This is a genomic window from Streptomyces sp. NPDC027962 (assembly GCF_055566095.1).
In genome coordinates this window covers 1-24,853 of sequence record NZ_JBVHTA010000061.1, presented here as the reverse complement: position 1 = coordinate 24,853, position 24,853 = coordinate 1, and the positions used below count along the sequence as shown (strand labels likewise).

General features: G+C 70.1%; 23 protein-coding genes. 10 read left to right on the top strand and 13 right to left on the bottom strand.

Translation table 11 applies throughout. The annotated features are described in order from the left end of the window. From ACZ4SA_RS34580 to ACZ4SA_RS34560, 5 genes are read left to right on the top strand one after another with little or no spacing between them, the layout of a single operon-like run. On the top strand, positions 1-1,233 hold the full coding sequence (locus tag ACZ4SA_RS34580) for a prenyltransferase/squalene oxidase repeat-containing protein (protein WP_468282044.1): 1,233 nt from the start codon (positions 1-3) through the stop codon (positions 1,231-1,233). Continuing rightward, the gene (locus tag ACZ4SA_RS34575; RefSeq protein WP_468282042.1) at positions 1,233-1,874 is read left to right on the top strand and encodes an SCO2322 family protein; all 642 of its coding nucleotides are present in this window, start codon (positions 1,233-1,235) and stop codon (positions 1,872-1,874) included. The genes ACZ4SA_RS34580 and ACZ4SA_RS34575 overlap by 1 nt, the downstream gene beginning before the upstream one ends. Continuing rightward, entirely contained in the window at positions 1,847-3,244 is a 1,398-nt protein-coding gene (locus ACZ4SA_RS34570) for an energy-coupling factor transporter transmembrane protein EcfT (protein WP_468282062.1), read from the top strand. The genes ACZ4SA_RS34575 and ACZ4SA_RS34570 overlap by 28 nt, the downstream gene beginning before the upstream one ends. Continuing rightward, positions 3,241-5,088 (top strand): ABC transporter ATP-binding protein, encoded by a 1,848-nt coding sequence (locus ACZ4SA_RS34565; RefSeq protein WP_468282039.1) that lies wholly within the window; start codon positions 3,241-3,243, stop codon positions 5,086-5,088. Before ACZ4SA_RS34570 ends, ACZ4SA_RS34565 begins: the two co-directional genes overlap by 4 nt. Beyond that, on the top strand, positions 5,085-5,957 hold the full coding sequence (locus tag ACZ4SA_RS34560) for an ECF transporter S component (protein ID WP_468282037.1): 873 nt from the start codon (positions 5,085-5,087) through the stop codon (positions 5,955-5,957). Before ACZ4SA_RS34565 ends, ACZ4SA_RS34560 begins: the two co-directional genes overlap by 4 nt. Before the next feature lie 44 nt (positions 5,958-6,001). On the opposite strand, the gene ACZ4SA_RS34555 is transcribed toward ACZ4SA_RS34560, so the two are convergent. After that, on the bottom strand, positions 6,002-7,171 hold the full coding sequence (locus tag ACZ4SA_RS34555; protein ID WP_468282035.1) for a steroid 3-ketoacyl-CoA thiolase: 1,170 nt from the start codon (positions 7,169-7,171) through the stop codon (positions 6,002-6,004). A gap of 274 nt (positions 7,172-7,445) precedes the next feature. Between ACZ4SA_RS34555 and ACZ4SA_RS34550 the strand changes: the two genes are divergently transcribed. Further along, on the top strand, positions 7,446-8,690 hold the full coding sequence (locus ACZ4SA_RS34550) for a cytochrome P450 (RefSeq protein WP_468282033.1): 1,245 nt from the start codon (positions 7,446-7,448) through the stop codon (positions 8,688-8,690). A 79-nt stretch (positions 8,691-8,769) separates the two neighbouring features. On the opposite strand, the gene ACZ4SA_RS34545 is transcribed toward ACZ4SA_RS34550, so the two are convergent. Further along, on the bottom strand, positions 8,770-11,262 hold the full coding sequence (locus ACZ4SA_RS34545; RefSeq protein WP_468282031.1) for a glycoside hydrolase family 3 C-terminal domain-containing protein: 2,493 nt from the start codon (positions 11,260-11,262) through the stop codon (positions 8,770-8,772). Positions 11,263-11,435: 173 nt separating this feature from the next. Here ACZ4SA_RS34545 and ACZ4SA_RS34540 point away from each other — a divergent pair, with 173 nt between their 5' ends. After that, complete coding sequence (locus ACZ4SA_RS34540) at positions 11,436-12,044, top strand: TetR/AcrR family transcriptional regulator (protein WP_468282029.1); 609 nt, start codon at positions 11,436-11,438, stop codon at positions 12,042-12,044. 44 nt (positions 12,045-12,088) lie between these two features. Here ACZ4SA_RS34540 and ACZ4SA_RS34535 read toward each other — a convergent pair whose 3' ends face one another. From ACZ4SA_RS34535 to ACZ4SA_RS34515, 5 genes are all read right to left on the bottom strand, one after another. Beyond that, complete coding sequence (locus tag ACZ4SA_RS34535) at positions 12,089-12,439, bottom strand: transposase (protein WP_468282027.1); 351 nt, start codon at positions 12,437-12,439, stop codon at positions 12,089-12,091. After that, the gene (locus ACZ4SA_RS34530; RefSeq protein ID WP_468282025.1) at positions 12,325-12,696 is read right to left on the bottom strand and encodes a transposase; all 372 of its coding nucleotides are present in this window, start codon (positions 12,694-12,696) and stop codon (positions 12,325-12,327) included. Before ACZ4SA_RS34530 ends, ACZ4SA_RS34535 begins: the two co-directional genes overlap by 115 nt. Positions 12,697-12,730: 34 nt before the next feature. After that, the gene (locus ACZ4SA_RS34525) at positions 12,731-13,315 is read right to left on the bottom strand and encodes a DinB family protein (RefSeq protein WP_468282023.1); all 585 of its coding nucleotides are present in this window, start codon (positions 13,313-13,315) and stop codon (positions 12,731-12,733) included. Positions 13,316-13,687: 372 nt separating this feature from the next. Then, on the bottom strand, positions 13,688-14,896 hold the full coding sequence (locus ACZ4SA_RS34520) for an ISAs1 family transposase (RefSeq protein WP_468282021.1): 1,209 nt from the start codon (positions 14,894-14,896) through the stop codon (positions 13,688-13,690). A 423-nt stretch (positions 14,897-15,319) separates the two neighbouring features. Then, positions 15,320-15,961, bottom strand: a complete 642-nt coding sequence (locus ACZ4SA_RS34515) for a hypothetical protein (protein WP_468282019.1) — start codon at positions 15,959-15,961, stop codon at positions 15,320-15,322. A 520-nt stretch (positions 15,962-16,481) separates the two neighbouring features. Between ACZ4SA_RS34515 and ACZ4SA_RS34510 the strand changes: the two genes are divergently transcribed. Next, the gene (locus ACZ4SA_RS34510; protein WP_468282017.1) at positions 16,482-16,988 is read left to right on the top strand and encodes a hypothetical protein; all 507 of its coding nucleotides are present in this window, start codon (positions 16,482-16,484) and stop codon (positions 16,986-16,988) included. A 474-nt stretch (positions 16,989-17,462) separates the two neighbouring features. Here ACZ4SA_RS34510 and ACZ4SA_RS34505 read toward each other — a convergent pair whose 3' ends face one another. From ACZ4SA_RS34505 to ACZ4SA_RS34480, 6 genes are all read right to left on the bottom strand, one after another. Beyond that, entirely contained in the window at positions 17,463-17,864 is a 402-nt protein-coding gene (locus ACZ4SA_RS34505) for a hypothetical protein (protein ID WP_468282015.1), read from the bottom strand. A gap of 11 nt (positions 17,865-17,875) precedes the next feature. Beyond that, complete coding sequence (locus tag ACZ4SA_RS34500; protein WP_468282013.1) at positions 17,876-18,961, bottom strand: IS630 family transposase; 1,086 nt, start codon at positions 18,959-18,961, stop codon at positions 17,876-17,878. A gap of 366 nt (positions 18,962-19,327) precedes the next feature. After that, positions 19,328-19,579: a transposase family protein gene (locus ACZ4SA_RS34495; protein ID WP_468282011.1), complete on the bottom strand. Its 252-nt coding sequence runs from the start codon at positions 19,577-19,579 to the stop codon at positions 19,328-19,330. Positions 19,580-19,697: 118 nt separating this feature from the next. Further along, a complete protein-coding gene (locus ACZ4SA_RS34490; protein ID WP_468282009.1) occupies positions 19,698-20,144 on the bottom strand; it encodes a hypothetical protein in 447 nt (148 codons plus the stop codon). A 7-nt stretch (positions 20,145-20,151) separates the two neighbouring features. Then, on the bottom strand, positions 20,152-21,348 hold the full coding sequence (locus tag ACZ4SA_RS34485; protein ID WP_468282007.1) for a chymotrypsin family serine protease: 1,197 nt from the start codon (positions 21,346-21,348) through the stop codon (positions 20,152-20,154). A gap of 264 nt (positions 21,349-21,612) precedes the next feature. Then, positions 21,613-22,614 carry an RNA polymerase sigma factor gene (locus ACZ4SA_RS34480; protein WP_468282005.1) on the bottom strand — a complete coding sequence of 334 codons (1,002 nt, stop codon included), beginning with the start codon at positions 22,612-22,614 and terminating at the stop codon, positions 21,613-21,615. A gap of 310 nt (positions 22,615-22,924) precedes the next feature. Between ACZ4SA_RS34480 and ACZ4SA_RS34475 the strand changes: the two genes are divergently transcribed. Continuing rightward, positions 22,925-23,851 (top strand): asparagine synthetase B family protein, encoded by a 927-nt coding sequence (locus tag ACZ4SA_RS34475; RefSeq protein ID WP_468282003.1) that lies wholly within the window; start codon positions 22,925-22,927, stop codon positions 23,849-23,851. Further along, positions 23,848-24,594 carry a class I SAM-dependent methyltransferase gene (locus ACZ4SA_RS34470; protein WP_468282001.1) on the top strand — a complete coding sequence of 249 codons (747 nt, stop codon included), beginning with the start codon at positions 23,848-23,850 and terminating at the stop codon, positions 24,592-24,594. The genes ACZ4SA_RS34475 and ACZ4SA_RS34470 overlap by 4 nt, the downstream gene beginning before the upstream one ends. The last annotated feature ends 259 nt before the right edge of the window (positions 24,595-24,853 follow it).

Here is a 24,853-nt window from a genome sequence, read left to right as displayed (position 1 = left end):
ATGACCACCCTTCGCCGCTGCGCAGCCGCGCTCGTCGCCTCCGCCGTGCTCGGCCTGACCGCCGCGCCCGCCGCCCTCGCGGCCCCCTCCCCGTCGCCTTCCGCCGAACTGCCCGCCGGCCTCTACGGCAAGGGCGACCCGACGTACGACGGCGTCTGGCGCCAGTCCCTGGCGCTCCTCGCCCAGGACACGGCGGGCGTGAAGCCCGCCGACGCGGCCGTGGACTTCCTCACCGGGCAGCAGTGCGCGAACGGCGGCTTCGCCGCGTACCGCGCCGACACCGCCAAGGACTGCGACGCCGAGCTGCCGCTGGACACCAACGCCAGTGGCGCCGCCGTGCAGGCGCTCGCCGCGCTCGGCGGGCAGGACGCGGCCGTGAAGAAGGCCGTCGGCTGGCTGAAGTCCGTGCAGAACGAGGACGGTGGCTGGGGCTACAACCCCGGCGGCGCGAGCGACGCCAACTCCACATCCGTCGTGATCGGCGCGCTCGCCGAGGCCGGCGAGCGCCCGGCCGACGCGAAGTCCAAGGCCGGCAAGACCCCCTACGACGCGCTGCTGACGTTCGCGAAGCCGTGCGACGGCAAGGACGGCGGTGCCTTCGTCTACCAGGTGAAGTCCCCCGGCATCGTCGCCGACTCCACGGCCGCCGCCGTGCTCGCCTCCCACGGCACGGGCCTGGCGGCGACCGGCGGCAACGCCGAGGACGCCAAGGGCACGGCGTGCGAGAAGGCCACGACCCTCGAGGGCGCGGCACACAACGGCGCGGCCTACCTCGCCAACGGTCTGGCCAAGACAGGCCACTTCGACACCCCGCCGATGCCCGGCGCCGACGACGCGTCCCCCGAGCCGGACTTCGGCAACACCGCCGACGCCGTGGTGGCGCTGTCCGTGCAGGGCCTCGCCGAACAGGCGCAGAAGCCGCTGGAGTGGCTGCGGAAGAACTCGGCGGCGTGGGCGAAGGAGAACGGCCCGGCGGCCTACGCCCAGCTGATCTTCGCCGCGCGGGCGGCCGGCGCCGACCCGAAGGACTTCGGCGGCACGGACCTGGTCACCGCGCTGTCCGCGACCGGCCCGGCGCCGCAGGCGGCGGAGTCGAAGTCACCGGCCGCGAAGGACGAGAAGAAGTCGGACGACGACTCGTCCTTCAGCACCTGGTGGATCGTGGGCGTGTTCTTCGTCGCCGCCATGGGCGCGGGCTTCCTGCTCAGCGGCCGCAGGAAGAACCAGAGCTGATGCGACGCACCCGCTGTCTCCTCGCCCTCCTCGGCCTCGGCGCCCTGCTCACCGTGCTGGTCGCGGCCCCCGCACAGGCGGCGGGCTACCGCTACTGGTCGTTCTGGCAGAGCACCGACGGCCGGTGGGCGTACGCCACCGAGGGCCCGGCCACCGCACGCCCCGCCGACGGGTCCGTGCACGGCTTCCGCTTCTCGGTGAGCGAGGACAGCGGGGACTCCGCCAAGCCGCGCACGGCACCCGACTTCGAGGCGATCTGCGCGAAGACGCCCGCGAAGGACGGCACGAAGCGGATCGCCCTCGTCATCGACCCCGGCACGGCGACGGACGCCCCCCGGGGCGAGACCCCGCCGGACCGGCGCACCGCATGCGTGCAGGTCGCCGAGGCCGCGACGACGGCGGAGGCCCTGGCGCGGGTGGCGAAGCCGCTGCGTTACAACAGCCAGGCCCTGCTGTGCGCGATCTCGGGCTACCCGAAGTCGGGCTGCGGCGAACAGGTCTCCGGGACGGCCGGGACGCCGGAGGCCGCCCCGGCACCCGAAGAGGACGAAGGCCCGTCCGTCGGCCTCTACGCGGGACTCGCGGCCGTGCTGGCCCTGGCCGCGGCAACGGTCTGGCAGTCCCGCCGCCGCAAGCGATGACCCACGACTACGGGACGCAGCCGGCGGGGGCCGATCCCGCCCGGCCGGCGTCCGAGGAGCGGGAGCCCCACCCAGCCCCGCCGGCGTCCGAGGCACGGGGGTCCGGGGGCAGAGCCCCCGAAAACGGGGCCCGGGGCGGAGCCCCGGTTCGGGAAGGTGGGGGTCCCCCCGTGGCCGCCGGGCCGCAGGGGGAGGGCAGGGGAACAGCCGCGCGCAGCGGCCCGACCCCCACCCTGCCCCGCCTTCGCGGCACCGCGCGCCTGCGCGCGCTCCCCACCCCCACCGCCACCCGCAGCAACGCCCTCCCCGCCACCGCCTGGTGGGTCTGGGCGCTCGGGCTCGCCGTCGCCGCCTCCCGCACCACCAACCCCCTCCTCCTCGGCCTGCTCGTCGGTGTCGCCGGATACGTCGTCGCGGCCCGCCGCACGGACGCGCCCTGGGCCCGCTCCTACGGCGCGTTCGTGAAGCTCGGGATCGTCGTCATCGCCGTACGCGTCGTCTTCTCCGTCGTCCTCGGCTCCCCCATCGGCGGTACGCACGTCCTGTTCACCCTCCCCGAAGTCCCGGTGCCCGACTGGGCGGACGGGATACGGATCGGCGGACGCGTGTTCGCCGAGCAGATCGTGTTCGCGCTGTACGACGGCGCGAAGCTCGCGTCCCTGCTGATCTGCGTCGGCGCCGCCAACGCGCTCGCGAACCCGGCACGGCTCCTCAAGTCGCTGCCGGGCGCGCTGTACGAGGCGGGCGTGGCCGTCGTCGTCGCGATGACCTTCGCGCCGAACATGGTCGCGGACGTGCTGCGGCTGCGCACGGCCCGCCGGCTGCGCGGCCGCCCCACCGGCGGCGTCAGGGCCGTCGCGCAGATCGGACTGCCGGTCCTGGAGGGCGCGTTGGAGCGGTCGGTCGCGGTCGCCGCGTCCATGGACGCCCGCGGTTACGGGCGCACCGCCCAGGTCCCGCCCGCCGTGCGCCGCACCACGAACGTGCTCACCCTCGGCGGGCTGCTGGGCGTGTGCGCGGGGTCGTACGGGCTGCTCGCCGCCCAGGGCGCCGAGTACGGGGTGCCGCTGCTGGCCGCGGGCCTCGTCGCGGCGGCCGGTGGCCTGTGGCTGGGCGGCCGGCGCTGCGTCCGTACCCGCTACCGTCCCGACCGCTGGGGTGGCCGGGCCTGGCTGGTGGCCGGTTCCGGAGTGGCGGTCGCCGCGCTGATGATCGGGGCCGCGGCATGCGGGGGTGAGGCGCTGCATCCCGGCGTCGTGCCGCTGACGGCGCCCGCGCTGCCGCTGTGGCCCGCGCTGTCCGTGCTGATCGGCCTGCTGCCGGCGTTCGTCGCGCCGGTCCCCGCAGGAGCCAAGGAGTCGACCCGGTGATCCGCTTCGAGAACGTCTCCGTGACGTACGGCGACGCCGTCACGCCCACGCTGGACAACGTCGACCTCACCGTCCCCGAAGGCGAACTGGTGCTGCTCGTCGGCCCGTCGGGGGCCGGCAAGTCGACACTGCTGGGCGCGGTGTCGGGGCTCGTCCCGCACTTCACTGGCGGCACGCTGCGCGGCCGTGTCACGGTCGACGGCCGTGACACGCGTACCCACAAGCCCCGTGAACTGGCGGACGTGGTCGGCACGGTGGGCCAGGACCCGCTCGCCCACTTCGTCACCGACACCGTCGAGGACGAGCTCGCGTACGGCATGGAGTCGCTCGGACTCGCACCGGACGTGATGCGCCGCCGGGTCGAGGAGACGCTCGACCTGCTGGGCCTGGCGGAACTGCGGGACCGGCCGATCGCGACGCTGTCGGGCGGCCAGCAGCAGCGGGTCGCGATCGGCTCGGTGCTCACCCCGCACCCGAAGGTGCTGGTCCTCGACGAGCCGACGTCCGCGCTGGACCCGGCGGCGGCGGAGGAGGTGCTGGCGGTGCTCCAGCGGCTCGTCCACGACCTCGGCACGACGGTCCTGATGGCGGAGCACCGCCTGGAACGGGTCGTGCAGTACGCGGACCGGGTCGTCCTCCTGCCGGCGCGCGGCGCGCGGCCCGTGGTCGGCGACCCGGCGACGGTGATGGACGTGTCGCCGGTCCACCCGCCGGTGGTGGCGCTGGCCCGGACGGCGGGGTGGACCCCGGTGCCGCTGTCCGTGCGGGACGCACGCCGGCGCGCGGGTTCGCTGCGGGAGCGGCTGGACGGGCTGTCCCCCACCCCGCGCCCCGAAACGGGGACGCCGCCCCGGACCCCGTCGGCACAAGAGCCACCGATCCCCCACCCGGCCCCGCCGGCGCTCGAGGCGCGGGGGGCCGGTGGGGGTCGCCCCGGGCCGCCAGGCCCAGGGGGAGGAGCCCCCGAAACGGGGTCCGGGGCGGGAAGGGGAACAGCCCCGCGCAGCGGCCACGGCCCCGCCCGCCGCCTGCTCGCCCGGCTCCGCCGCCCCACCCCCACTCCTGCCCCTGCACGGGCCACCGGCACCGTCGCCACCACCACCCGCCTCACCGTCCGCCGCGGCCGCGTCGAAGCGCTGCGGGACGTCGGCCTCGGCGTCTCGCCGGGTGAGACCGTCGCGCTCATGGGCCGCAACGGCGCCGGCAAGTCGACGCTGCTGTCGACGCTCGTCGGCATGATCGAGCCGACGAGCGGCGCGGTGGAGATCAACGGCCGCACCCCCCACCGCACGCACCCCCGCGACCTGATCCGCCAGGTCGGGCTCGTTCCGCAGGAGCCGCGTGACCTGCTCTACGCGGACACGGTCGCCGCCGAGTGCGCGGCGGCCGACACCGACGCGCAGACGGCGCCCGGCACCTGCCGCACGCTCGTCAGCGAGCTGCTCCCCGGCGTGCCGGACGGCACCCATCCCCGTGATCTGTCCGAGGGGCAGCGGCTGGCCCTCGCGCTGGCGATCGTGCTCACCGGCCGGCCGCCGCTCCTGCTCCTCGACGAGCCGACCCGCGGCCTGGACTACGCGGCCAAGGCACGGCTGGTGGGGGTCCTGCAGGCCCTCGCCCGCGACGGGCACGCGATCGTCATGGCGACCCACGACGTGGAGCTCGCGGCTGAGCTGGCGCACCGGGTGGTGATCCTGGCCGACGGCGAGGTCGTCGCCGACGGCCCGACGGCCGATGTCGTGGTCTCCTCCCCCGCGTTCGCCCCGCAGGTGGCCAAGATCCTCGCGCCGCAGCAGTGGCTGACGGTCTCGCAGGTCGAGGCGGCCCTGGAGACGTCACGTTGAACGAGGCGAAGAAGCCCAAGAAGCCGACGAAGAAGACCAGGCGCACCGACCGCCCCGTCCGCCTCGGCCCTCGTTCCGTCGCCGCGCTCGCCCTGATCAGCGGCATCGGCGTCGTCTTCTTCGGCTGGCCGCTGCTCGCCGACGCGCAGTCGGGACTGGCAGCGCACGCCGGTGACGCGCCGTGGCTGTTCGCTGCGCTGCTGCCGCTTCTGGTCGCCGTCGTCGTCGCGACCATCGCCGACACCGGGATGGACGCGAAGGCGGTGGCCATGCTGGGCGTGCTGGCCGCGGTCGGGGCGGCGCTCAGGCCGCTGGGCGCGGGGACGGCCGGGCTGGAGCCCATGTTCTTCCTCATGGTGCTCAGCGGACGGGTCCTCGGTCCGGGCTTCGGATTCGTGCTCGGCGCGGTGACCATGTTCGCGTCCGCGCTGCTGACGGGCGGTGTCGGGCCCTGGATGCCGTTCCAGATGCTGTCGATGGGCTGGTTCACCATGGGCGCGGGCCTGCTGCCGGGACCGGACCGGATCCGGGGGCGGCTGGAGCTGCTGATGCTCGCCGCGTACGGGGCGGTCGCGGCTTTCGCATACGGCACGGTGATGAACCTGCACGGCTGGACGATCATCACGGGCATGTCGTCGGGGATCTCGTTCCACGCCGGGGACCCGCTGCACGAGAACCTGGTGCGGTTCGTCGCGTACTGCGCGGCCACCTCCCTCGGCTGGGACCTCGGCCGGGCGGTCCTGACCGTCGTTCTGACGCTCACCCTGGGGGCGACGCTTCTCAAGGCGCTGCGGCGGGCGACGCGGCGTGCCGCGTTCGAGGCGCATGTCACCTTCGAGGCCAAGCGGGATCAGGCACGAACGTTGTGAGGACCGGCACCGGGCCTCCGGCCGCACCGCCCCCCTCGCGGACCTCAGATCCGCTGGATGATCGTGCCGGTCGCCTGCGCGCCACCCGCGCACATGGTGATCAGCGCGAACTCCTTGTCCCGGCGCTCCAGCTCATGGAGCGCCGTCGTGATGAGCCGGGCACCCGTCGCTCCGACCGGATGCCCGAGCGCTATCCCGCCGCCGTTGACGTTGACCTTCCCGAGATCCTGGTCGAAGACCTGTGCCCAGCTCAGCACCACGGACGCGAACGCCTCGTTGACCTCCACGATGTCGATGTCCTTGAGCGACATGCCCGCCCTGCCCAGCACCGCCCGCGTCGCGTCGATCGGGCCGTCGAGGTGGAAGTGCGGGTCCGCGCCGACGAGCGCCTGCGCCACGATCCGGGCGCGCGGCTTCAGCTTGAGCGCCCGCGCCATGCGTTTGGACGCCCACAGGATGGCGGCCGCCCCGTCCGAGATCTGTGAGGAGTTCCCGGCCGTGTGCACCGCGGTCGGCATGACCGGCTTCAGGCCCGCCAGCGCCTCGGCCGAGGTGTCGCGCAGCCCCTCGTCCCGGTCGACGAGCCGCCACATGCCCTGCCCCGCGGCCTGCTCCTCCTCCGTCGTCGGCACCTGTACGGCGTAGGTCTCGCGTTTGAAGCGCTCCTCGCTCCACGCCGTCGCCGCCCGCTGCTGGGACAGCAGCCCGAGCCGGTCGACCTCCTCGCGCGTCAGCCCGCGGCGCCGCGCGATGCGCTCGGCGGCCTCGAACTGGTTGGGCAGGTCGACGTTCCACTCGTCGGGGAACGGCTTGCCGGGCCCGTGCTTGGAGCCGCTGCCGAGTGGCACCCGGGACATGGCCTCGACGCCGCAGCTGATGCCGATGTCGATGACGCCGCCCGCGATCATGTTGGCGACCATGTGGCTCGCCTGCTGCGAGGAGCCGCACTGGCAGTCCACGGTCGTGGCCGCCGTCTCGTACGGCAGCCCGACCGTCAGCCAGGCGGTGCGGGCGGGGTTCATGGACTGCTCGCCGGCGTGTGTGACCGTGCCGCCGACGATCTGCTCGACGCAGTCGGCGTGGATGCCGGTGCGGCCGAGGAGTTCACGGTAGGTCTCGCCCAGCAGGTAGGCGGGGTGGAGGTTGGCGAGGAGTCCTCCCCGCTTGCCGATGGGGGTGCGTACGGCTTCGACGATGACGGGTTCCGCGGCCATGAGCTCGTCCTCTCCTCGCGGCCGTCCGGGCGTCCCGGCGCCCTTCCGGGCCGCACTCTCGAAACTCGAGAAACAGGGAACTGGTACGCGTTCTAGTTCCTCGAGAAGTCTTATGAGTGCTACCGCCGGTACGCAAGGGTCTTGCACGCCTCTTACTGCGCCCCTCGCTCGCAACAGTTCCGACCGGATGCCTTGCCTCTTGTAGAACTCGTTACTACCTTTCGGCCACTCCTGATGGACCGTCAGACCGTCAGAACCGAAGCGGGAGCTGCCGATGTCCTGCCCCCATCTGCCCCAAGGGTTCGACTTCACCGACCCCGATCTCCTCCAAGCCCGCGTCCCACACCCCGAGTTCGCCGAGATGCGGCGTACCGCGCCCGTCTGGTGGTGCGAGCAGCGCGCGGGCATCTCCGGCTTCGACGACGAGGGCTACTGGGTCGTCACCCGGCACGCGGACGTCAAGCACGTCTCCACGCACCCCGAACTCTTCTCCTCGAACACCAACACGGCCGTGATCCGCTTCAACGAGTCGATCAGCCGCGACCAGATCGAGGTCCAGAAGCTGATCATGCTCAACATGGACCCGCCCGAGCACACCCGCGTCCGCCAGATCGTCCAGCGCGGCTTCACCCCCCGCGCCGTGCGCTCCCTGGAGGCGGCCCTGCGCCGCCGCGCCCGCGCGATCGTCGAGACGGCGAAGACGGGCGCAAAACCGGACGGCAGCTTCGACTTCGTCACCGACGTCGCCGTCGAACTGCCCCTCCAGGCCATCGCCGAACTCATCGGCGTCCCCCAGGAGGACCGGGCCAAGATCTTCGACTGGTCCAACAAGATGGCGGCCTACGACGACCCGGAGTACGCCATCACGGAAGAGGTCGGCACAGAGGCCGCCATGGAGATCGTCGCGTACGCGATGAACCTCGCGGCGGCACGCAAGGAGTGCCCGGCGAAGGACATCGTCAGCCGCCTGGTGGCGGCGGAAGGCGAAGGCAACCTGTCCTCCGACGAGTTCGGCTTCTTCGTCATCCTTCTCTCGGTGGCCGGGAACGAGACCACCCGCAACGCGATCAGCCACGGGATGCACGCGTTCCTCACCCACCCCGACCAGTGGGAGCTCTACAAGCGGCTGCGGCCGGACACGACGGCCGAGGAGATCGTGCGCTGGGCGACCCCGGTCGTCTCCTTCCAGCGCACCGCCACCCAGGACGTGGTCCTGGGCGGCGCCCGCATCAAGAAGGGCGACCGGGTGGGCCTCTTCTACTCCTCCGCCAACAACGACCCGGCGGTCTTCGCCCACCCCGAACGCTTCGACATCACCCGCGACCCCAACCCGCACCTGGGGTTCGGCGGCGGCGGCCCGCACTTCTGCCTGGGCAAGTCCCTGGCGGTGATGGAGATCGACCTGATCTTCAACGCGATCGCCGACGCCTTCCCCACGCTGCGCCTGGCCGGCGATCCCCGCCGCCTCCGCTCGGCATGGCTGAACGGCATCAAGGAGCTCCGGGTCACAACGGACTGACCGGCGGCCGTGCTCTTCGGACACAGGCCGAAGAGGGGCGACGGGATCATGAATGGGCGGCGGCCCACCGGTCCGCCGTTCAGATCGTGAGCGGCGCGCTCAGGCGGCGGTCGGTGATCGAGCGGCCCGCCTGGACCTCGTACGCGCCCGTCATGCGCCGCCAGGCCCCGGCCACTTCGTCCCACGTCTCAAAGGCGCGGGGCGGCAGCTCGACGCACGCACGCACGGTCTCGCCCGGCTCCGCCTCCACGGAAGCGAAGCCCGCGAGCCACCGCGCCGGGCGGTCGGCGACGTCCCCGACGGGCGCCAGGTACAGCTGGACGACCTCCCGGCCCGCGCGTCCGCCCACGTTGCGGACGCCGACCGTGACCGACGTTCCCCGGACCTCGATAGCCTCGTACGTCCACTGCGTGTAGCCGAGTCCGTGTCCGAAAGCGTACGAGGGGGTCCGACCCGCCTTCTCCCAGGCGCGGTAGCCGATGAAGACGTCCTCCCCGTAGCGCAGTTCGCCCCCTGTGGGCACGACTTCGGTGACGGGGGCAAGGTCCAAGTCGCCCCAGGTGGTCGGGAGTCTCCCGCCGGGCTCCTCCGCCCCCAGCAGGACGTCCGCGAGTGCGGTGCCGCCCTCCTGGCCGGGGAACCAGCTCAGCAGGACCGCGGCCACCTCCTCGCGCCACGGAAGTTCCACGGGAGAGCCGGAGTTGACGACCACCACGGTGTGCGGGTTGACGGCCGCGACCGCGCTGACCAGGTCGTCCTGCCGACCGGGCAGACGCAGGTCCCGGCGGTCGAATCCCTCGGACTCGACGCGCTCCGTGGTCGCGACGACCACGACGGCGGCGTCCGCATCCCGGGCCGAGGCGACCGCTTCTGCGATCAGCTCGTCCGCGTCACGGCGGGGGCCGAGGTGCACCAGCGAGAACATCACGCCGGGCAGCGGCGCGGCGGGCTGCTCGGGCAGCGTGTGGAGCAGCGACACGTGCACCGGTTCGCCCTCCCTGAGCGCCGCCGTCCCGCGTTCGAGCGGGGTGCCGAGGAACGCCTCGAACGGATCGGATTCGTCGCCCATCTCCTGGACGCCTTCGTAGCGGACCTTCCCGTCCACCGTGAGGGTGAGCGCGCCGAGCCCGCGGGTGCCGAAGGCGTGCTCGCCGCTCTCCAGCGGCAGGAACGTGCCGGTGATCTCGACGCTGTGCAGCGCTTCGTAGGTGACGCCGTCGGGCAGGTCGTCGCCGATCCACTGGAGCCGGCCGCTCGGCAGGCTCTCCTCGCCGATGACGTTCCCGTCGGCGTCGCGGCACAGGGCGCGGAGGGTGAATCCCTTGCAGGCCGGGGCGAGTTCCTCACTGGGGTCGGCGCCGACGGTGTAGGTGACCGCTCCCTCGGGCAGCGCGGCGGTCAGGCCGTCGAGCGGCGAGACCGTACGCGCGGGGAAGACGGTCGCGGAACCGCCGCCGAGCACGCGGGCGTCCCGGGCCGCCGCACCCAGCAGGGCCACCGTGCGGACGCGGGCGGGGTCCAGCGGCAGGGCACGGGCCGCGCGTACGGTCTCGTTGCGTACGAGCACGAAGGCGCGGTGGGCGATCTCGCGCGCGAGCGCCTGGCCGTCGACCTCGGGCGGTGCCTCGCTGACCGCGGACTCGGCGCCCTCCAGGAGGCCGACGCGGGCGGCGAGGCGGAGCACGTTGCGAACGGCCTCGTCCACCGTCGCCTCGTCGACCTCGCCGTCACGGGCGGCGGCCGCGAGGGCTGCGCCGTAGACGGTGTCCGGCCCCGGCATGGCGACGTCGAGGCCGCCTTCCATAGCGCCCGTGGTGGAGCGGGCGGCCATCCAGTCGGAGACGTTGCAGCCGTCGAAGCCCCATTCGCCCCGCAGCACTTCGCCGACGAGATACCGGTGTTCGGTCATGGTCGCCCCGTTGACCGAGTTGTACGCCGTCATGATCCCCCACGGCTGCGCGTTCTTGACGATGGTCTCGAACGGCGCGAGGTACAGCTCGCGCAGGGCGCGGGCGGAGACGACGTTGTCGACGGTGAAGCGGTCGGTCTCCGCGTCGTTGGCGACGAAGTGCTTCACGGTGGTGCCCACTCCCCCGGCCTGGACGCCCTGCACATAGCCGATGCCGATCGCCCCCGTGAGGTACGGGTCCTCGCTGTACGCCTCGAAGTGGCGGCCGCCGAGCGGCGAGCGGTGCAGGTTGACGGTCGGAGCGAGCAGCACGTGGACGCCCTTGCGGCGCGCCTCCTGGGCGAGCAGCACCCCGGCGCGGCGGGCGAGGTCCGGATCCCAGGTGGCGGCGAGCGCGGTCGGCGACGGCAGCGCGATCGACGGGTCGTCCGCGGTCCACCGGACACCGCGCACGCCGATCGGGCCGTCGGACATGACGAGCGACCCGAGCCCGATCTGCGGGACCGCCGGCAGGGACCACATGTCCTGCCCGGCCAGCAGCCGGGTTTTGGTGTCGAGGTCGAGCTTGCCGAGTGCCGCGTCGACCACCGCCTCGCGCGCCAGGTCCGCGGCGGTGCCGGCCTCGGCGCGGTGGCTGTCCAGGTCGGCCTGGGCGTCGGGCATGGCGGGGCCTCCTCGTGGATGTGCGTGGCAGTGACGTCCGGTACGGGAAGCGGTGCGTGTGACGCCATCGTGGCCCAGCCACCTGGCAATCGGTAGGTTTCGTTATCTTCACGTTACAATATATTCCCGTACGGTCCTGTCAGCAGGGCCAACGGATCTCCGAAAGGGACGCGATGGCGGCAGGCGTCAGAGGCGAGGAGCGGCGGGCCGAGATCCTGCGGGCCGCGCTGGAGGTGATCGCCGAGCGCGGATACCGCGGCGCGAGCCTCGGCGCGATCGCCGAGCGGGTCGGGCTCACGCAGCAGGGCCTGCTGCACCACTTCCCCAGCAAGGCGGCGCTGCTCGTCGCCGTGCTGGAGGAGCGCGACCAGTGGGACGCGGTACCCGACACCCAGTGGCGCATCGACCTGCTGGGCTCACTCGTCGAGTACAACGCGATGCGGCCCGGCATCATCCAGACCTTCTCCGCCCTCCTCGGGGAGAGCGTCACGGAGGGCCACCCGGCCCGGGACTTCTTCACCCGGCGTTACGCGACCGTCCGGGAGAACATGGCGGCCGTCCTGCGCGCGGAGTACGGCGACCACCTGCCCGGCGGCCTCACCCCGGAGCGGGCGGCCCCGCTGATGACGGCGGTCATGGACGGCCTCCAGTACCAGTGGCTGCTGGCGCCGGAGGCGGTGGACATGCCGCAGGCGTTCCGGGACTTCCTGTCCCTGCTGGGCGGGGATGCGGAGGCGCAGCACGACGGAGAAGCGGGGGCGCGGCCGGGGCACCAGGACTGACCGGCACAGAATGCTTGCCGCCCGATGAGCCGCGCCAAAGCCGTTCACCACACTGAACCAGCCCAGGAGTGCGCCTTGTCCGCACGGAGTTTGACGCGCCGGCGCCGCCGTGGACCCCGGCGGGACCGGACCGCGGGGATGCCGAGGATGAGTGGCTTGTGGGCGAGACTGTCGTGCACGTTCGCACCTGACACGGCGATGGCGAGCGGGACTCCCTGGGCATCGGACAGCACGTGCAGCTTGCTGCCCTTCTTGCCGTGATCGACCGGGTTCGGCCCCGTCAGAGATCCCCCCTTTTGGCGCGAACGAAGGCCGCGTCGACGATCGCCGAGGTCCGGTCCACCTCGCCCCGGGCTCCGAGTTCGTCCAGCACCGTCCGATGCAGCCGACGCCACAGGCCGACCCCGGTCCATACCGTGAAGCGGCGATGCGCGGTGGCGGAGGACGTGCCGAACGTCGGCGGCAGATGACGCCAGGCACAACCGCAGGTCAGCACGTACACCACTGAGGTGAACACGGCCCGCTCGTCACGCGGAGCGGTTCCGCCACCTTGCCGTCGAGCCGCGAACGTCGGCAGTAACGGGGCGACCAGCTCCCAGAGCTGATCAGGAACCAGACGCTTCGACAGATCAGCACTCACGGTCGGCATCATGCCGCTCGAACATCAAGTCACGTGGCACAGCCTTCTATGCCTTGACCGATGCGGCCGATCTGGCGGCCTTCTCAATCTTCGCGCAGTAGGCGTCGCGGGCTTCCTCATCGATCTGCATCTCGTGTTCGGGCCGCATCCCGGTTCGGCCATCGACGTCTTCGCGCAGGATGTCGGCGTGCCCGGCATGCCGGTTGGTCTCGCCGAGGACGTGGACCAGGATGGCGAACAGGTTCGTGTTGGGACAAAGTTCCGGCCACCACGGCACGTGGCCGGGGGCGTCGAGGGGAAGCTCGTTGATCGTCGCGTCTGAGTGTTCCCACGTGCGCCGGTAGGACTCGATAATCTGATCGCGGGTCTCGTCCGCAGTCGCCCACAGATCGCTGCCGTCATGGTCCTGCCATCGAGGCAGCGGTTCCGGGGAAGGGCGGTCGAAGACCTCGCCGAAGTACCTGGCCTCGACGCTGGCCACGTGTTTGACCAGGCCGAGGAGGTTGGTCCCGGTCGCTGTCAATGGTCGGCGGGCGTCGTATTCGGACAAGCCGTCGAGCTTCCAGAGCAGCGCCTTGCGGTCCCGCCGCAGTCTCCCGTGCAGGGTGTCCTTGGCGAATTCATCGATCATGCGGCATGAGCCTGCCATGGACTACTCGCGGCCTCAAGATCCCGTACGTGGACCGCAACGACCGGAAGAGCCGAAGCCCGGCCATGGCCACTGCCCTGAGCTGCCGCAAGAAGCTCGCGAAACTTGCCACGTGAGACAACCTCTAACCACTCCCGAAATTCAGAGGATCTTTCGGCCCGCGTACATACAGCCCTCCTGCGTTGTGTACGAGGACCGGCGTCTCGCCCGCCAGCACATAGTACGTGCGCGCACTGCGGTACTGTCATCTGCGTTTTCGCAGGTCAGCGGAATTCGGCGAGTCCGTGGGTGCGCGTGGAAGTGCCTTGTTGTGACGCGGCCTGTTCCTGCCGCCCCTCCACGACCAGGGCTTTATCAAGTTCCGTAGGTGTCCGGATCGTTGGTGATGCCCAGGACGGGGAGTGCACGTTGGGGCTCGTCGCGGATCGCCCGGGTGGTCTTGGCGATGTTGTCGGCTCCGAGCGTTTTCAGCACGCCGATGGCGAGGTTGCGCAGGGTCGCCATGGCCCGTGGTGCGGTCCCGGCGTGGACGGTGGAGGCGTCCTCGGCGAAGGTGACATCCCTGATGTGGTGCGAGGAGTTCTCCACTCCCCAGTGCCCGCGAATCGCGGCGGCCAGGTCGGCGGGGCCGGCTTGGTGGGCGTCGAGGCTGGTGACGGCGTAGACACTCTCACGGGTCTCGCGTGTGCCGGTCTGCTTGCGGCGGCGGTGGACGCGGATGGCCAGGCGGGCGTGGGGAAAGGCGATTCCGCCGAGTTCGTCGGCGATCCCGCAGGTTTTGATCGAGCGGGACTCGCGGCGTCCGTGCCCCGTCCCGGAGGCGGTGTGCTGGACGGGGATGCCCCGCCATGGCAGGGCCGCGAGCTGACGGTGGGCAGTGGGCTGGTTGGTCTTGATCACGGCGATGTAGTGGGCCTTCTTGGTCTCGACCAGCCAGGAGATGTTCGCCCTGACCGAGTGCAGGGCGTCGAAGGTGACGACGGTGTCGGCCAGGTCCAGCGATGCCAGCAGCGGCCGGAAGCGTGTGGTCTCGTTCGTCTTCGCGCCGACCTCCACCTGAGCGAGGGTCACGACGGTGCCGTGAGTGACCGCGGAGAGCAGATGCCGACGCGTCGCGGTGAGACGGGCCGATCCCTTGAGTGCCTTGCCGTCGACAGCGATCACGCGCCGCCACCCGGACGCTGAGGGTGACGGCACCTGGGCGGGCTCGGTGGCGACGCGGTACCGGTCGGCCAGGTAGGCTCCCACCGCCCGGTCCAGGGCGTCACCGTCAACAGCCCCCAGCACACGGCCAATCGTGGCCGCCGCCGGAGAGCGCCGCCATCTGAGCAGGTGGCGCCGGAGCCCGATCACTGCCAGGAGTGCGTTCGGGGCACGCTGGCCCCACTCGGCGAGTTCGTCGATGCTCCTCGCTCCCGAGACGACCGCGCAGGCACACACCAGCAGAATCGCTGTCAGCGAGTACCACCGGCCCCGGCGGGCGCGCGGGTCGGGCACCGAGTCGAAGTAGGGGCGCAGGTCGGCGATCCGGCCGGTGTCCAGCGGCCCCAGTTTCACCAGCACGGCAGGGATGGGAGAGGATGCAGCAGCAGGCACGGGCCACCTCGTGATCATCTGGCTTAGACATCACAATGATCACGAAGCCCGTGCCTGCCCTGTTATGCGCCCCAACTGGTAACAGCCCAACCAGCCGCACGACCGCGGAACTTGCAACCGTCCTGGCCGCCGCCCGTACCAGCCTCCGCCGCATGATCCGCAACGAGAACCGCGCCTGACGTCCCGACCTCACCACGTGCTGGACGAGGCCGATTTCGTCAATGCAGCACTGAGTGCTCAATGAATTGGGCTCATGGAATCAGCGCTCCTTTTGTCAGCTGCAGCGTGTGGCTCGCGCTGCTCGACAGCCGAGGAGGAATTCCTCCGTGAGCACCGTCGGGCCCGCTGTGAACCACCCCGCGGGCCCGACGGGCGGTGTCCGGTGATGGATCAGCCGGCGGTCCAGACGACCGGCTTGTCGCTGTACGCGTCGCCTTCGTCGAATTCAGCGCCCGTGACATCGCCGCTCCGCGACGCGGCGAGCGAGCAGGTCTCGAACGACACTCCCTTACCGAACTCGGCGGGCGCGGATTCCTTGTCGCACTTGCCCGGGATGTCGCCGATCAGCGAGACGCCTGTGCTCTGGCCGCCGTCGAGAAGGCCCCTCAGCTGTACGTACGCGCGCGAGAGGTCGGTGTCGCCTACGTTCTCCACCTTCATCTTGATGAAATACGGCGTCAGGCCCTCTGCTCGCTCACCGAACTGGGACATGTCGGCTTCAGTGCCCTTGTCGATCGCCGTGACGGTGATCGCGAGAGTGCCCTTCTTCTTGGCGTACTCGAAGGGCAGGACCGCCTTGTCGCCGACCTTGAGCCCGGCGCCCGGCGCGGTGACATCGCCCGCGGGCTGGGCGTCGCCGCCCTCGTTCTCGCCGCCGTCGGCGCTAGGGCTCGCCCCGTCCGGCGCGGGCACCGTCGCCGTCGGCGACTCCTTCTCCGTCGCCCCCTCCTCGCTATTGCCGCCGCATGCCGTGAGCCCGAGGCCGAGCGTGGTGACCAGAACGGCCGTCAGTGCGATACGCGCCTTGCGCATTTGCTAAACCCTCGCTAATGGGTGAGTTGTCCGCCGATGCAGAGATGTCCCGCGTAGTTTGTCAGACCTATGTGCATGCTTGGTGAGCGTCAGGTGGCGGAGACGTCCAAAAGCACCGAGTCCTGCGGGTCCACAGGCGGATGAACAGGGCCTTCGCGCCCCCGCTGCCCCTTCTACGTACCCCGTAACGGGAGTGACCGGCCTTGGTGGTTGGTATGACTGCCTCCCCTTCTCGAGTGCGTGACGCGGGGAGGGCGTCACGAGCTCCGCAGGCGTGGACAGACCGCCGGCACCGACGTCTTTCTCAGCCTGGACGCCGGCCCAGTCCGCGCGCCCTGCCCCGAACGACGGCTTCGATACCAACGCGATGTCGGTGGGGCCGCTGCAAATGTCCCTGGCGAGACGTACGGTACGCAGGCACGGGCACTGGAGGGGAGATCATGGGCGACTGGTTCCAGACGATCGTCGACACCGAGGCCACGTCAGGGGAGGCGCAGGGGCTCGCGGCGAATGTACTCGATTGGCTGATTGCAGACGGCTTCATCTCAGCGGACGTACCGACTGCGTCCTCGGAGCTGACGCCGGGCACGCGCCAGGGACGCATTACGGCGAAGCCGTCGAGGACCCGGATCCCGAGCTGGTCAACGTGTGGAGCAACGGCCTGCACGTCACCGTAGGGCGTACGGTCTTCGATGCTGGGCAGGGCGAACCCTCGGCCGTCACCTGCCCGCACTGCGCAACGGAGATGCCCCTCGTCGACGAGCACTGGTCGCCCATCGAGGAGAGGTGGGCCCGGTTCGAGGACGCAGTGGGTTCCTGGGCCGAGGGCCACGATGAGCCCGTCGCGTGCCCGTCCTGCGACCGGACAGCTCCCGTGAACACGTGGCTCTGGGCCGACGACTACTTCGCGTTCGGTCATCTCGGCTTCACGTTCTGGAACTGGCCCACACTGCGCCCCGAGTTCGTCGTGGACTTCTCACGCCGTCTCGGTGGCCACCGCACCGTACTGCTCGAAGGCAAGCTCTGACAGGACATGAAGAGTGGGGGCCTCTGTTTGTCAGAGTGCGGAACGTGAGCTCTTGTCCGTTTCGTGGTTGAGGTTGGGGAAGGACCGCTGGTCGCAGGTGGGGGGTGACCCTCAGGCGTCGGGGCGGGTGAACAAGCCGGGTTCGGGTTCGGTGAGGATCTGCTGGTAGGCGGGGTGGTGCGGGATATCGGGGCGGTCCGGCCCGGTGGCGGGTGAGGGCAGCGGGAGAGTGAGGAGGGTCTTGCGGGTGATGCGCAGGTTCTCGCTCTCCGCGTCGAGTCCGCCGAGCTGCCGGGTGAGCTCTTCAATGCGGGCCAGAAACTGCCCGGCCCGGTCGGCCAGTTCACGCTCGCGGGTTTCGATGTTGTTCCAGGATGGCTTTGACCTGTGGGTTCTCGCTCATGCGGTCCTCCAGGAGGCGATGGTGGCTCCGGTGAGGCGGCGGCTCATGACGGAGGTCATCGCCCGGGGCGGCTACCACTTGACCTGATGAAATTCCATCGTGCCGAAGGTCGTGATGTCCATCGCGTAGCTCCACAGCGCGTACCGCCGCTGATCGGTACGGCGATAGGTCTTGCCGAAACCGTTGTCGAGAATCTCGGTCCAGCCGTCGCTCTGTCCGTAGTGCGCGAACAGCCGGTCATTGCGCCGCGATGCGTCCTGTCCGGACTCCGCCGGGGTCTGATAGATCACCTCGTGCAGCCGGCCGCGCCAGAGAGTGAGAAGCAGTCGGCCGCCGTCGACCACGTATGTGTCCACGACCGCGTCGGGAGCGTTCTCGTGAGGGCCTGACGACTCGAGCTCGCCGGGGACCCGCACTTCGTCAGCGGCGCACAGCAACTCCAGCAACGGCAGGTCATCGGTGAGGCAGTCCATGAGGAACCACCCTAGTGTCCTGGTCCGGAGATCTTGTCGCAGTAGCGGCAGATGCGGTCGATGATCTGGTCTGCGTTTTTGGTCCATCTGAAGGGTCGTGCCTGCTCGTTCCAGGTCTTGATCCAGTCCTCGAGTGCAGTCGTCAGCCCGTCGAGTGAGCAGAACACGCCGCGCTCCAGACAGCGCCGCTGCAGTTCGGCGAACCACCGCTCGATCTGGTTGATCCAGGACGAGTAGGTCGGGGTGAAGTGCAGCTCGAACCGGGGATGGGCCAGAAGCCACTTGTGCACCACCGGCGCCTTGTGGGCGGAGAGGTTGTCGCAGATCACGTGGACTGCCAGGCCGGGATCGGTCTGACGGTCGATCTCGTCGAGAAAGTCGCGGAAGTCCACGGCCCGGTGCTGCGCGGACAGCTTCCCGATCATCTTGCCGGTGGCGGTGTTCAGGGCGGCGAACAGATCGACCGTGCCGTGCCGGACGTAATCGAAGCTGCGCCGCTCGGGGGTGCCCGGGACCATCGGCAGCACCGGAGCGGTCCGCTCAAGAGCTTGGATCTGCGGTTTCTCGTCCACCGCGAAGACCGCCGCGTTCACCGGCGGGGCGAGATACAGCCCGACCACGTCGCGGATCTTGTCGATCAGCAGCGGGTCCGGGGAGATCTTGAAGTCCTGCGTGCGCCACGGCTGAAGGCCGAACGCCCGCCAGATACGTAGCACGCTCGTCGGTGAGATTCCCACCCGCTTGGCCAGCTCCCGCTTGGACCAGTGGGTGGCACCCTCGGGGACCTCTTCGAGGGTGCGTACCACCACCTCTTCCACCTGGGCGTCGGTGATGGTGCGCGGGACGCCGGGGCGGGGATCGTCGGACAGCCCGTCGAGCCGGTCCCGCAGGAACCTGCTCCGCCACCGGGCAACGGTCCCACGATCGGTGTCCAGCCGCGCGGCCACCGCGGTGTTGTTCAGCCCGTCTGCACAGGCCAGAACGATCCGCGCCCGCTTGGCCAGCCCCTGCGCGGTTGCCCGGCGTTTGGCCCAGCCCTGCAACACCAGCCGCTCGTCCTCGGATAAAACCAGCGGCTGCAGCCTGCTGTCCCCCATTCCTCCAGCAGACCGCAGCCACCAGCCGCTGTCACCGCCCAGACCGCAATCTGAAACGAACGACGACTCACGTGGCGAGACGTGAACTCAAGACCAGATCACTAGGGCCTGTCCGGCACTCCCCGTCCCGGGCATCACCAACGATCCGGACACCTACGGAACTTGATCAAGCCCTGCTCCACGACGACGACACCGAATCGGACGTGTCGCCGAGCCAGAAGCTGGAGGCCGCACTGGCCGAGGCGAGGAAGCGCCGACAGCAGTGAAGATCCACCATCTTGAAGTTGCTGGTCACGGGGCTGGTTTGGGTCGGCGGTCTAGCACTCGTGCTGGTCGGTGGTGGTTGTCTCCTCTCAAGATCGTCTGTCAGGTGGCGACTTCGGTGCGGGTCAGCACGAGCAGGGCCCGCAGGAGCGTGGTCGCGTAGCGGGGCGAGAGCCGCAGCTTGGTGAGGATGCGCCAGTTCTTCAAGTGTGCGAAGGCGTGTTCGCAGACCGCGCGGACGGATGCGATCAGCTTGTTGACCTGCTTCTTTGCCGAGGTGAGGGGTTTGGTGCGGGCGGCTTTGTAGCCGGTGATGACCTGTGGCGGCCCGAAGACCTGGCCGTATCTGCGCAAGCACACGTGCTGATCTCGGGCTGAGACCACGCCGCAGGGCGCTCCGCAGGGCGGCCCGTTTCCCACAGAGGTGGGAACGGGCCGCTCAGGCGACCGGAGAAGCGGCTGGGGCCGTGCATCAGCTCCGGGGGGAGGACCGATCGTCCTTCGCACGTACGGCGTTGAGAACCGCCACTGTGCTGGCCAGTGCGGCGGCGATGGCGAGAAATCCGCCAAGGCCCGGCGACGGCTCGATGGGGGGAACGATGTGGCCGAAGATGGCGACGCTGTCGTCGTACCGCAACGTGACCGCTGCGGCTGCCACCGCCGTCGCGATCCCTGCCACGACGCCGGCGAGCCCCCCGCCTGGGACCCTCAGCCCGGGCCTGGACCTGGCCAGCAGTGCCCATGCCACGCACAGCTGCAGCATGGCCACGCCCGCTCCGTAGAACTCCCAGCCGGGCATCCGGCGGAGCTCTATCTCGATGCCGCCATAGCGCGCCCAGGGCAAGGCCAGTACCGCAACGATCGTGCCGATCAGGCCCGCGAACGCGAACACCCCTGCGGTCCTTCCGGTCTGTTTCATCGTCATATCAGCTGGTGATGACTTGGAGTCCCAGGCCGTTCAGCGCGGGCTGCAGCTCGACGTGGTACACGGTGTCACTGCAGGTACGGCTGTCGTCGCCCGGTATCCCCCGGCAGGTACGTGAGCGGTTGGCGTCGATGGCGCTGATGACACCGCGCGCGGAACGGGTCGTGCCCAGGTAGTAGGCGGCGCCGCCGCTGTCCCCGTTGCCCGCGGCAGCGGTCCCCTCGGTCTGTCGGGTGACGAACATGGGGCCGCCGAGGCCGGGCGGGTACACATTCCGCGCGATCACCCGGTTGCTGCACATGGTTCCGCTGTACCCGCCGGAGAGACAGTAGAGGCTGTCCACCGCTGAGTAGCCGCTTCCCGAGATGGCGCCCATCGTGCTCGAGGTGTGTCCGCCCGTGTAGACGTTTCCGGAGAACCCGGGGTAGCCGGGCGTACTGGTCGGCCAGACCATGCCCATGATGTCCCTGTCGCTGAGCACCAGGTTCGAGGAGCCGACGTAGTTCCCACCAGGCGTGTACCAGTCCTCGTCCTCCCCACAGTGCTTCGCCGTCAGAACACCCCTGACCGTGTTGGCGCTGTTGAGGACGGTGAAAGCGGTACTGCACCGGCCATCGAGGAACAGGCCCAGCCAGTACTTCTCAATCACCGCCCCGCCGATGAAAGGGGGCCGGTCATCCCAACGCGAACCAGCGACGGTGGGCTTGATGTCCACGGCCCAGTCCTCGAAGGCGAACCTCAAGGCAACCGAGGGCCCGATGGCGGACCGTATCGCGGACTCGGCGTGCTCGGTGCTGTGCGAGGGGTCCGAGACGAGCACCTTGATGCCGCTGGCATCCGGCTCCATGGCGACTGCCGAGATGAAGCCCAGCGCCTTGTCCTCTTCGATCACCCGAAGGATCTTGCGGATCTGCGCGTCGAGCTCCGTCCAGCTGTAGGGCGCGTCGTGCACGGTCACGTCGAACCGCGTACGGACCCTCTCGACTGCCTCTCGCAGCGCGACCGGAAGCTCACCTTTCCAGTACAGGTGAAGACGGTTCGCACCGAAGTCCGGGTTGATCGTGGCAAGGCCGTCGACCCCCGTCTCGGCAGCGGCCTGATCAAGTTCCGCCTTGGCTTCGGTGAGAGGGGCCTGACGCCTCGCCTCTTCCGTCAGCTGCTCACCCCCGTCGCCCTCGTCTCCGGCCGGCTGGGGCATGTACCCCCGTTGGTTGACCTCGGTATCAGCTCCCGGAGATCCCATGCTCCCAGGGGCTGCCGCCGGCATCAGCCCTCCACCGCCTTCGGATGCGGCGGACGAGTCGACGGGGGAAGCGTTTCCGCTCCCACACGCGGCAAGCAGCAGCGCGACAGCGCCCGATGCCAAGACCGCTCTGACCCGTATTCCGCGTCCACCTTGCACAGATCTCGCTTGCAACAAAACGCCCTCCCCAACGCCGACGCCGCGGCAACGCTGCGGCTCTTACACCTGCTCTACGGCGGCGAGCGGTGCTTGCGTCGCGGGGAAGGGCAACTTCTTCAGATCTGGTGTGTCCGGTAGTTCCGGGAGCACCGGGAGAGGTGTGCTCGGCGGGTCCGGGACGGGAACCGGGACCGGGACCGCAGGGGCCGTGGCCAGCGGACCAGACGGGTTGACGTGCCGTGAGTCGGTGCCGGACAACCGGCTGACGGCCTCCTGCTCCTGCTCGTGCTCCTGCTGCTGCGAAGGAGCGGTGGTTTCTCCTCCTGCGGCGGAGTGCTTGGAGCGGCGGTCCGGAGGGGAGGGCGCTTCATCCGTGCGGAGTTGTGGCGCGGGTGCCTCCCGGTCCTCGAAAAGATCGGTAAGAACAGGCAAGCTCAGCCCCGCGACGGTCAGCGTCGCCGCCGACACCAGGGTGACTGTCTGCGGCCCCCACACCGCCCGCAGTCGGCCGAGCCAGGACCACACGGTGACGGCCAGCGTGGCAGCCAGCGTGGCGCGCAGTGTCTTTCGTGCTCTGGCCAGCTGTGACTGAACCGCCCGATAGCTGAGGTCCATCCGATGGGCGATCTGCGGCAGGTTCAAGCCCTGCGCCCGCAGGCCCAGTGCCTCGGCCTGACGAGCGGGAAGGTCTTCGCTGCGGTCGACAAGCCACTTTGCCTCCGCTTGGTCGCACACCGCTTCCTCTGCGGTCGGCAGACCTGGCTCCATGCGCACCGAACGCGTATGCACCTCCGCGTCGCGGGTGAGTTGCCGGTACCGGTCCGCGCACAGCCGCACCGTGACCGTCGTCAACCATGCCCCCAGGCGGTCGTCATCCAGGTGGGGGCGCTCAGCCGCTCGGATCATCGCCTCGTGCACGGCGTCCTCGGCGTCTTCCGCGGACGCGGAGCGTCTTCGCGCCACCTTCAGCAGGTCCTCGCGGTGGCTCCATATCCGCTGCCAGCGACCGAACGGGCGCTCACCCCGCACATCGACGTGCGGTTGTCCGTTCGTGGCTCCCACAGTGGTCTCCTCACGTTGCCTGCCCGACGCGCCCCGACACACCCGAGCGTGAAGACGCACGAGAATCTAACCGATGGCAGCCCCTCCACGGCGGCGGAGGGCTCCGGGGACGGCGGCGGCTTGCGCAGCGGGCAGCTCCGGTGCGAATTCGGTATCCGGCCGGCTGGCGATGGAGAGGCGGTGACGGGCCTTGTCCGCGCTGGCGATCTCGACGGGTACCGCCCCTGCGTAGTTCGCGAACGCCGCCGAACACGTACTTGAGCCACGCACGCTGCGGCCCGGGGTTGAACCACTCGCTGCTCTGGACGAGTTGCTGGCCGACGTGATTCACCAGGCGCCGACGGCAACCGGATGCGTGGGCGTCGAGTTGTCCGGCGGCGCTGACTCGGGGAACGTCGCCCTGGCCGTGAAAGCCGCCCGCTTCCCCGAGGCGTACAGCTTCGGCCTGCTCGTAGGAGGAAGTACCGGAAGACAGCAGCGCGAGCGACGCCGGGCTTTCGTGGAGCACTGCGGCTTCCATGACGCGGCCATCCCTGCCATGCAGCACCCGCCCTTCTGCCGCGGGGGTGTACGGGCCCTGTGCAGGCCGCATGATCCAGCGGGAGCCTCCTACCAGGAGGCGTTCGATGTCGTACGCGAGCAGGCAGCCGCCCGGCGGTGCGAGGTCATGTTCACGGGCACCGGCGGGGACGAGATCAACGCCCACCACTCCAGGACACAGGTCGAACTGCCAGCGCCGGAACCCGTGCCGTGGCTCGGCGACAAAGCAATCCGAGCGCTCGCCGACGTCAACGAGTACCTGGCCCCCATCCCAGTGCTGCCCGTACCGACCCTGATGGCGTTCGGGATGCACAACCCCGGATTCCTCCGGGCCGGAATCTGGCCGGTGAGCCCGCTCGCGCACCCACGGATTGTGCGGTTCATGGAGCAGCTACCGCACGAACACAAGCGCGGCAAGGCGCTGTTCCGTGAACGGATCAGACGGGCCGGGCTGCCCGACTGGGTGGCCGCGCCGGCCGAACCGGAGAACTTCCTGGCCGTCCTGAAGAAGGGTTTACGTTCCTCCGGCTTGCCCGCACTGGACGACATACTGAAGGAGTCCATCCTGGTGGACCTCGGCTACGTTGACGGCAAGGCTCTCGCCCAGGCGGGGAGGAACGCCGGCTCCGCGCCGGTCGTCCCCGATCTGCTGTGCGATGTGCTCGCCCTGGAGGTCGGACTGCGAAGCCTCATGTGACCAGCCCCGACACGGAAGCCGAGCACGTGGAAGCCACCAACCTCCTCTACCGCGATCCGGCACTCTACGACGTGGTCCAGTCCGACAGCACGAGCGCCGCAACGTGCCAGACCCTGATCGATCTGCACCGGCCGGACGCCCGGACCCTGGTCGACTTCGGATGCGGTACCGGCCGCGGCCTGGAGATCCTCGCCAAGCGCTACGAGTGCATCGGCGTGGACCTCCAGCCCCCCATGGTCAGCCACGCCCACCGAGCCCGGCCGTGGCTGGACATCCGCACCGGCGACATGCGCACCGCACGGCTCGGCAGCCGCATGGACGTGGTGACCTGCATGGGCAACAGCCTCGCCTACGTGCACGACAACGAGGCGATCAGCCAGGTCTTCGCCACCTTCGCGGCACATGCTCGGCCAGGAGCGCTGCTCGTGCTGTGTTCCCCCGTCGCCCCGATCACCCGGACCGAGCCGACCACCGCCACGGTCGACACCCCGAGCGGATCCGCGACCGTCACCATCCGCCACACGTGGGATCTGCGGACCCAGATCAACACCATGCACCGGCATTGGGTGCTCCCCTCGGGCGACGAGGCCCGAGACGAGATCCGCAGGCGTGTCCTGTTCCCCCAGGAGCTCGAACGCTACGCGGAGGGCGCCGGCTTCGAGATCCTGGACATGAGCGACGGCGCCGGTGGAAGACTCACCGGCCCAACCGCGTACACGGTGGCCCGACAAACTCAACGGTGACCGGCGGGGCGAGAAAAGGCACCAGTGCCAGCCGCCCACTCCTGACGGCATTAGCGACGGCAACACCCACGGATTCCCCCGCACAACCACGGACACCAGCGGAACGCAAATCACGCGCTGACCTGCGAAGAAGCAGGTAGAGAGGGGTCGCGTAGCACACGTACTATTGATCCGAAACTCAAAGGGTTCTATTCGAGGATGTAGCGGACGTGGGGGCCGCCGAAGTAGCCGCGGACGATGTGTGGCTGGCGTTGGCGTC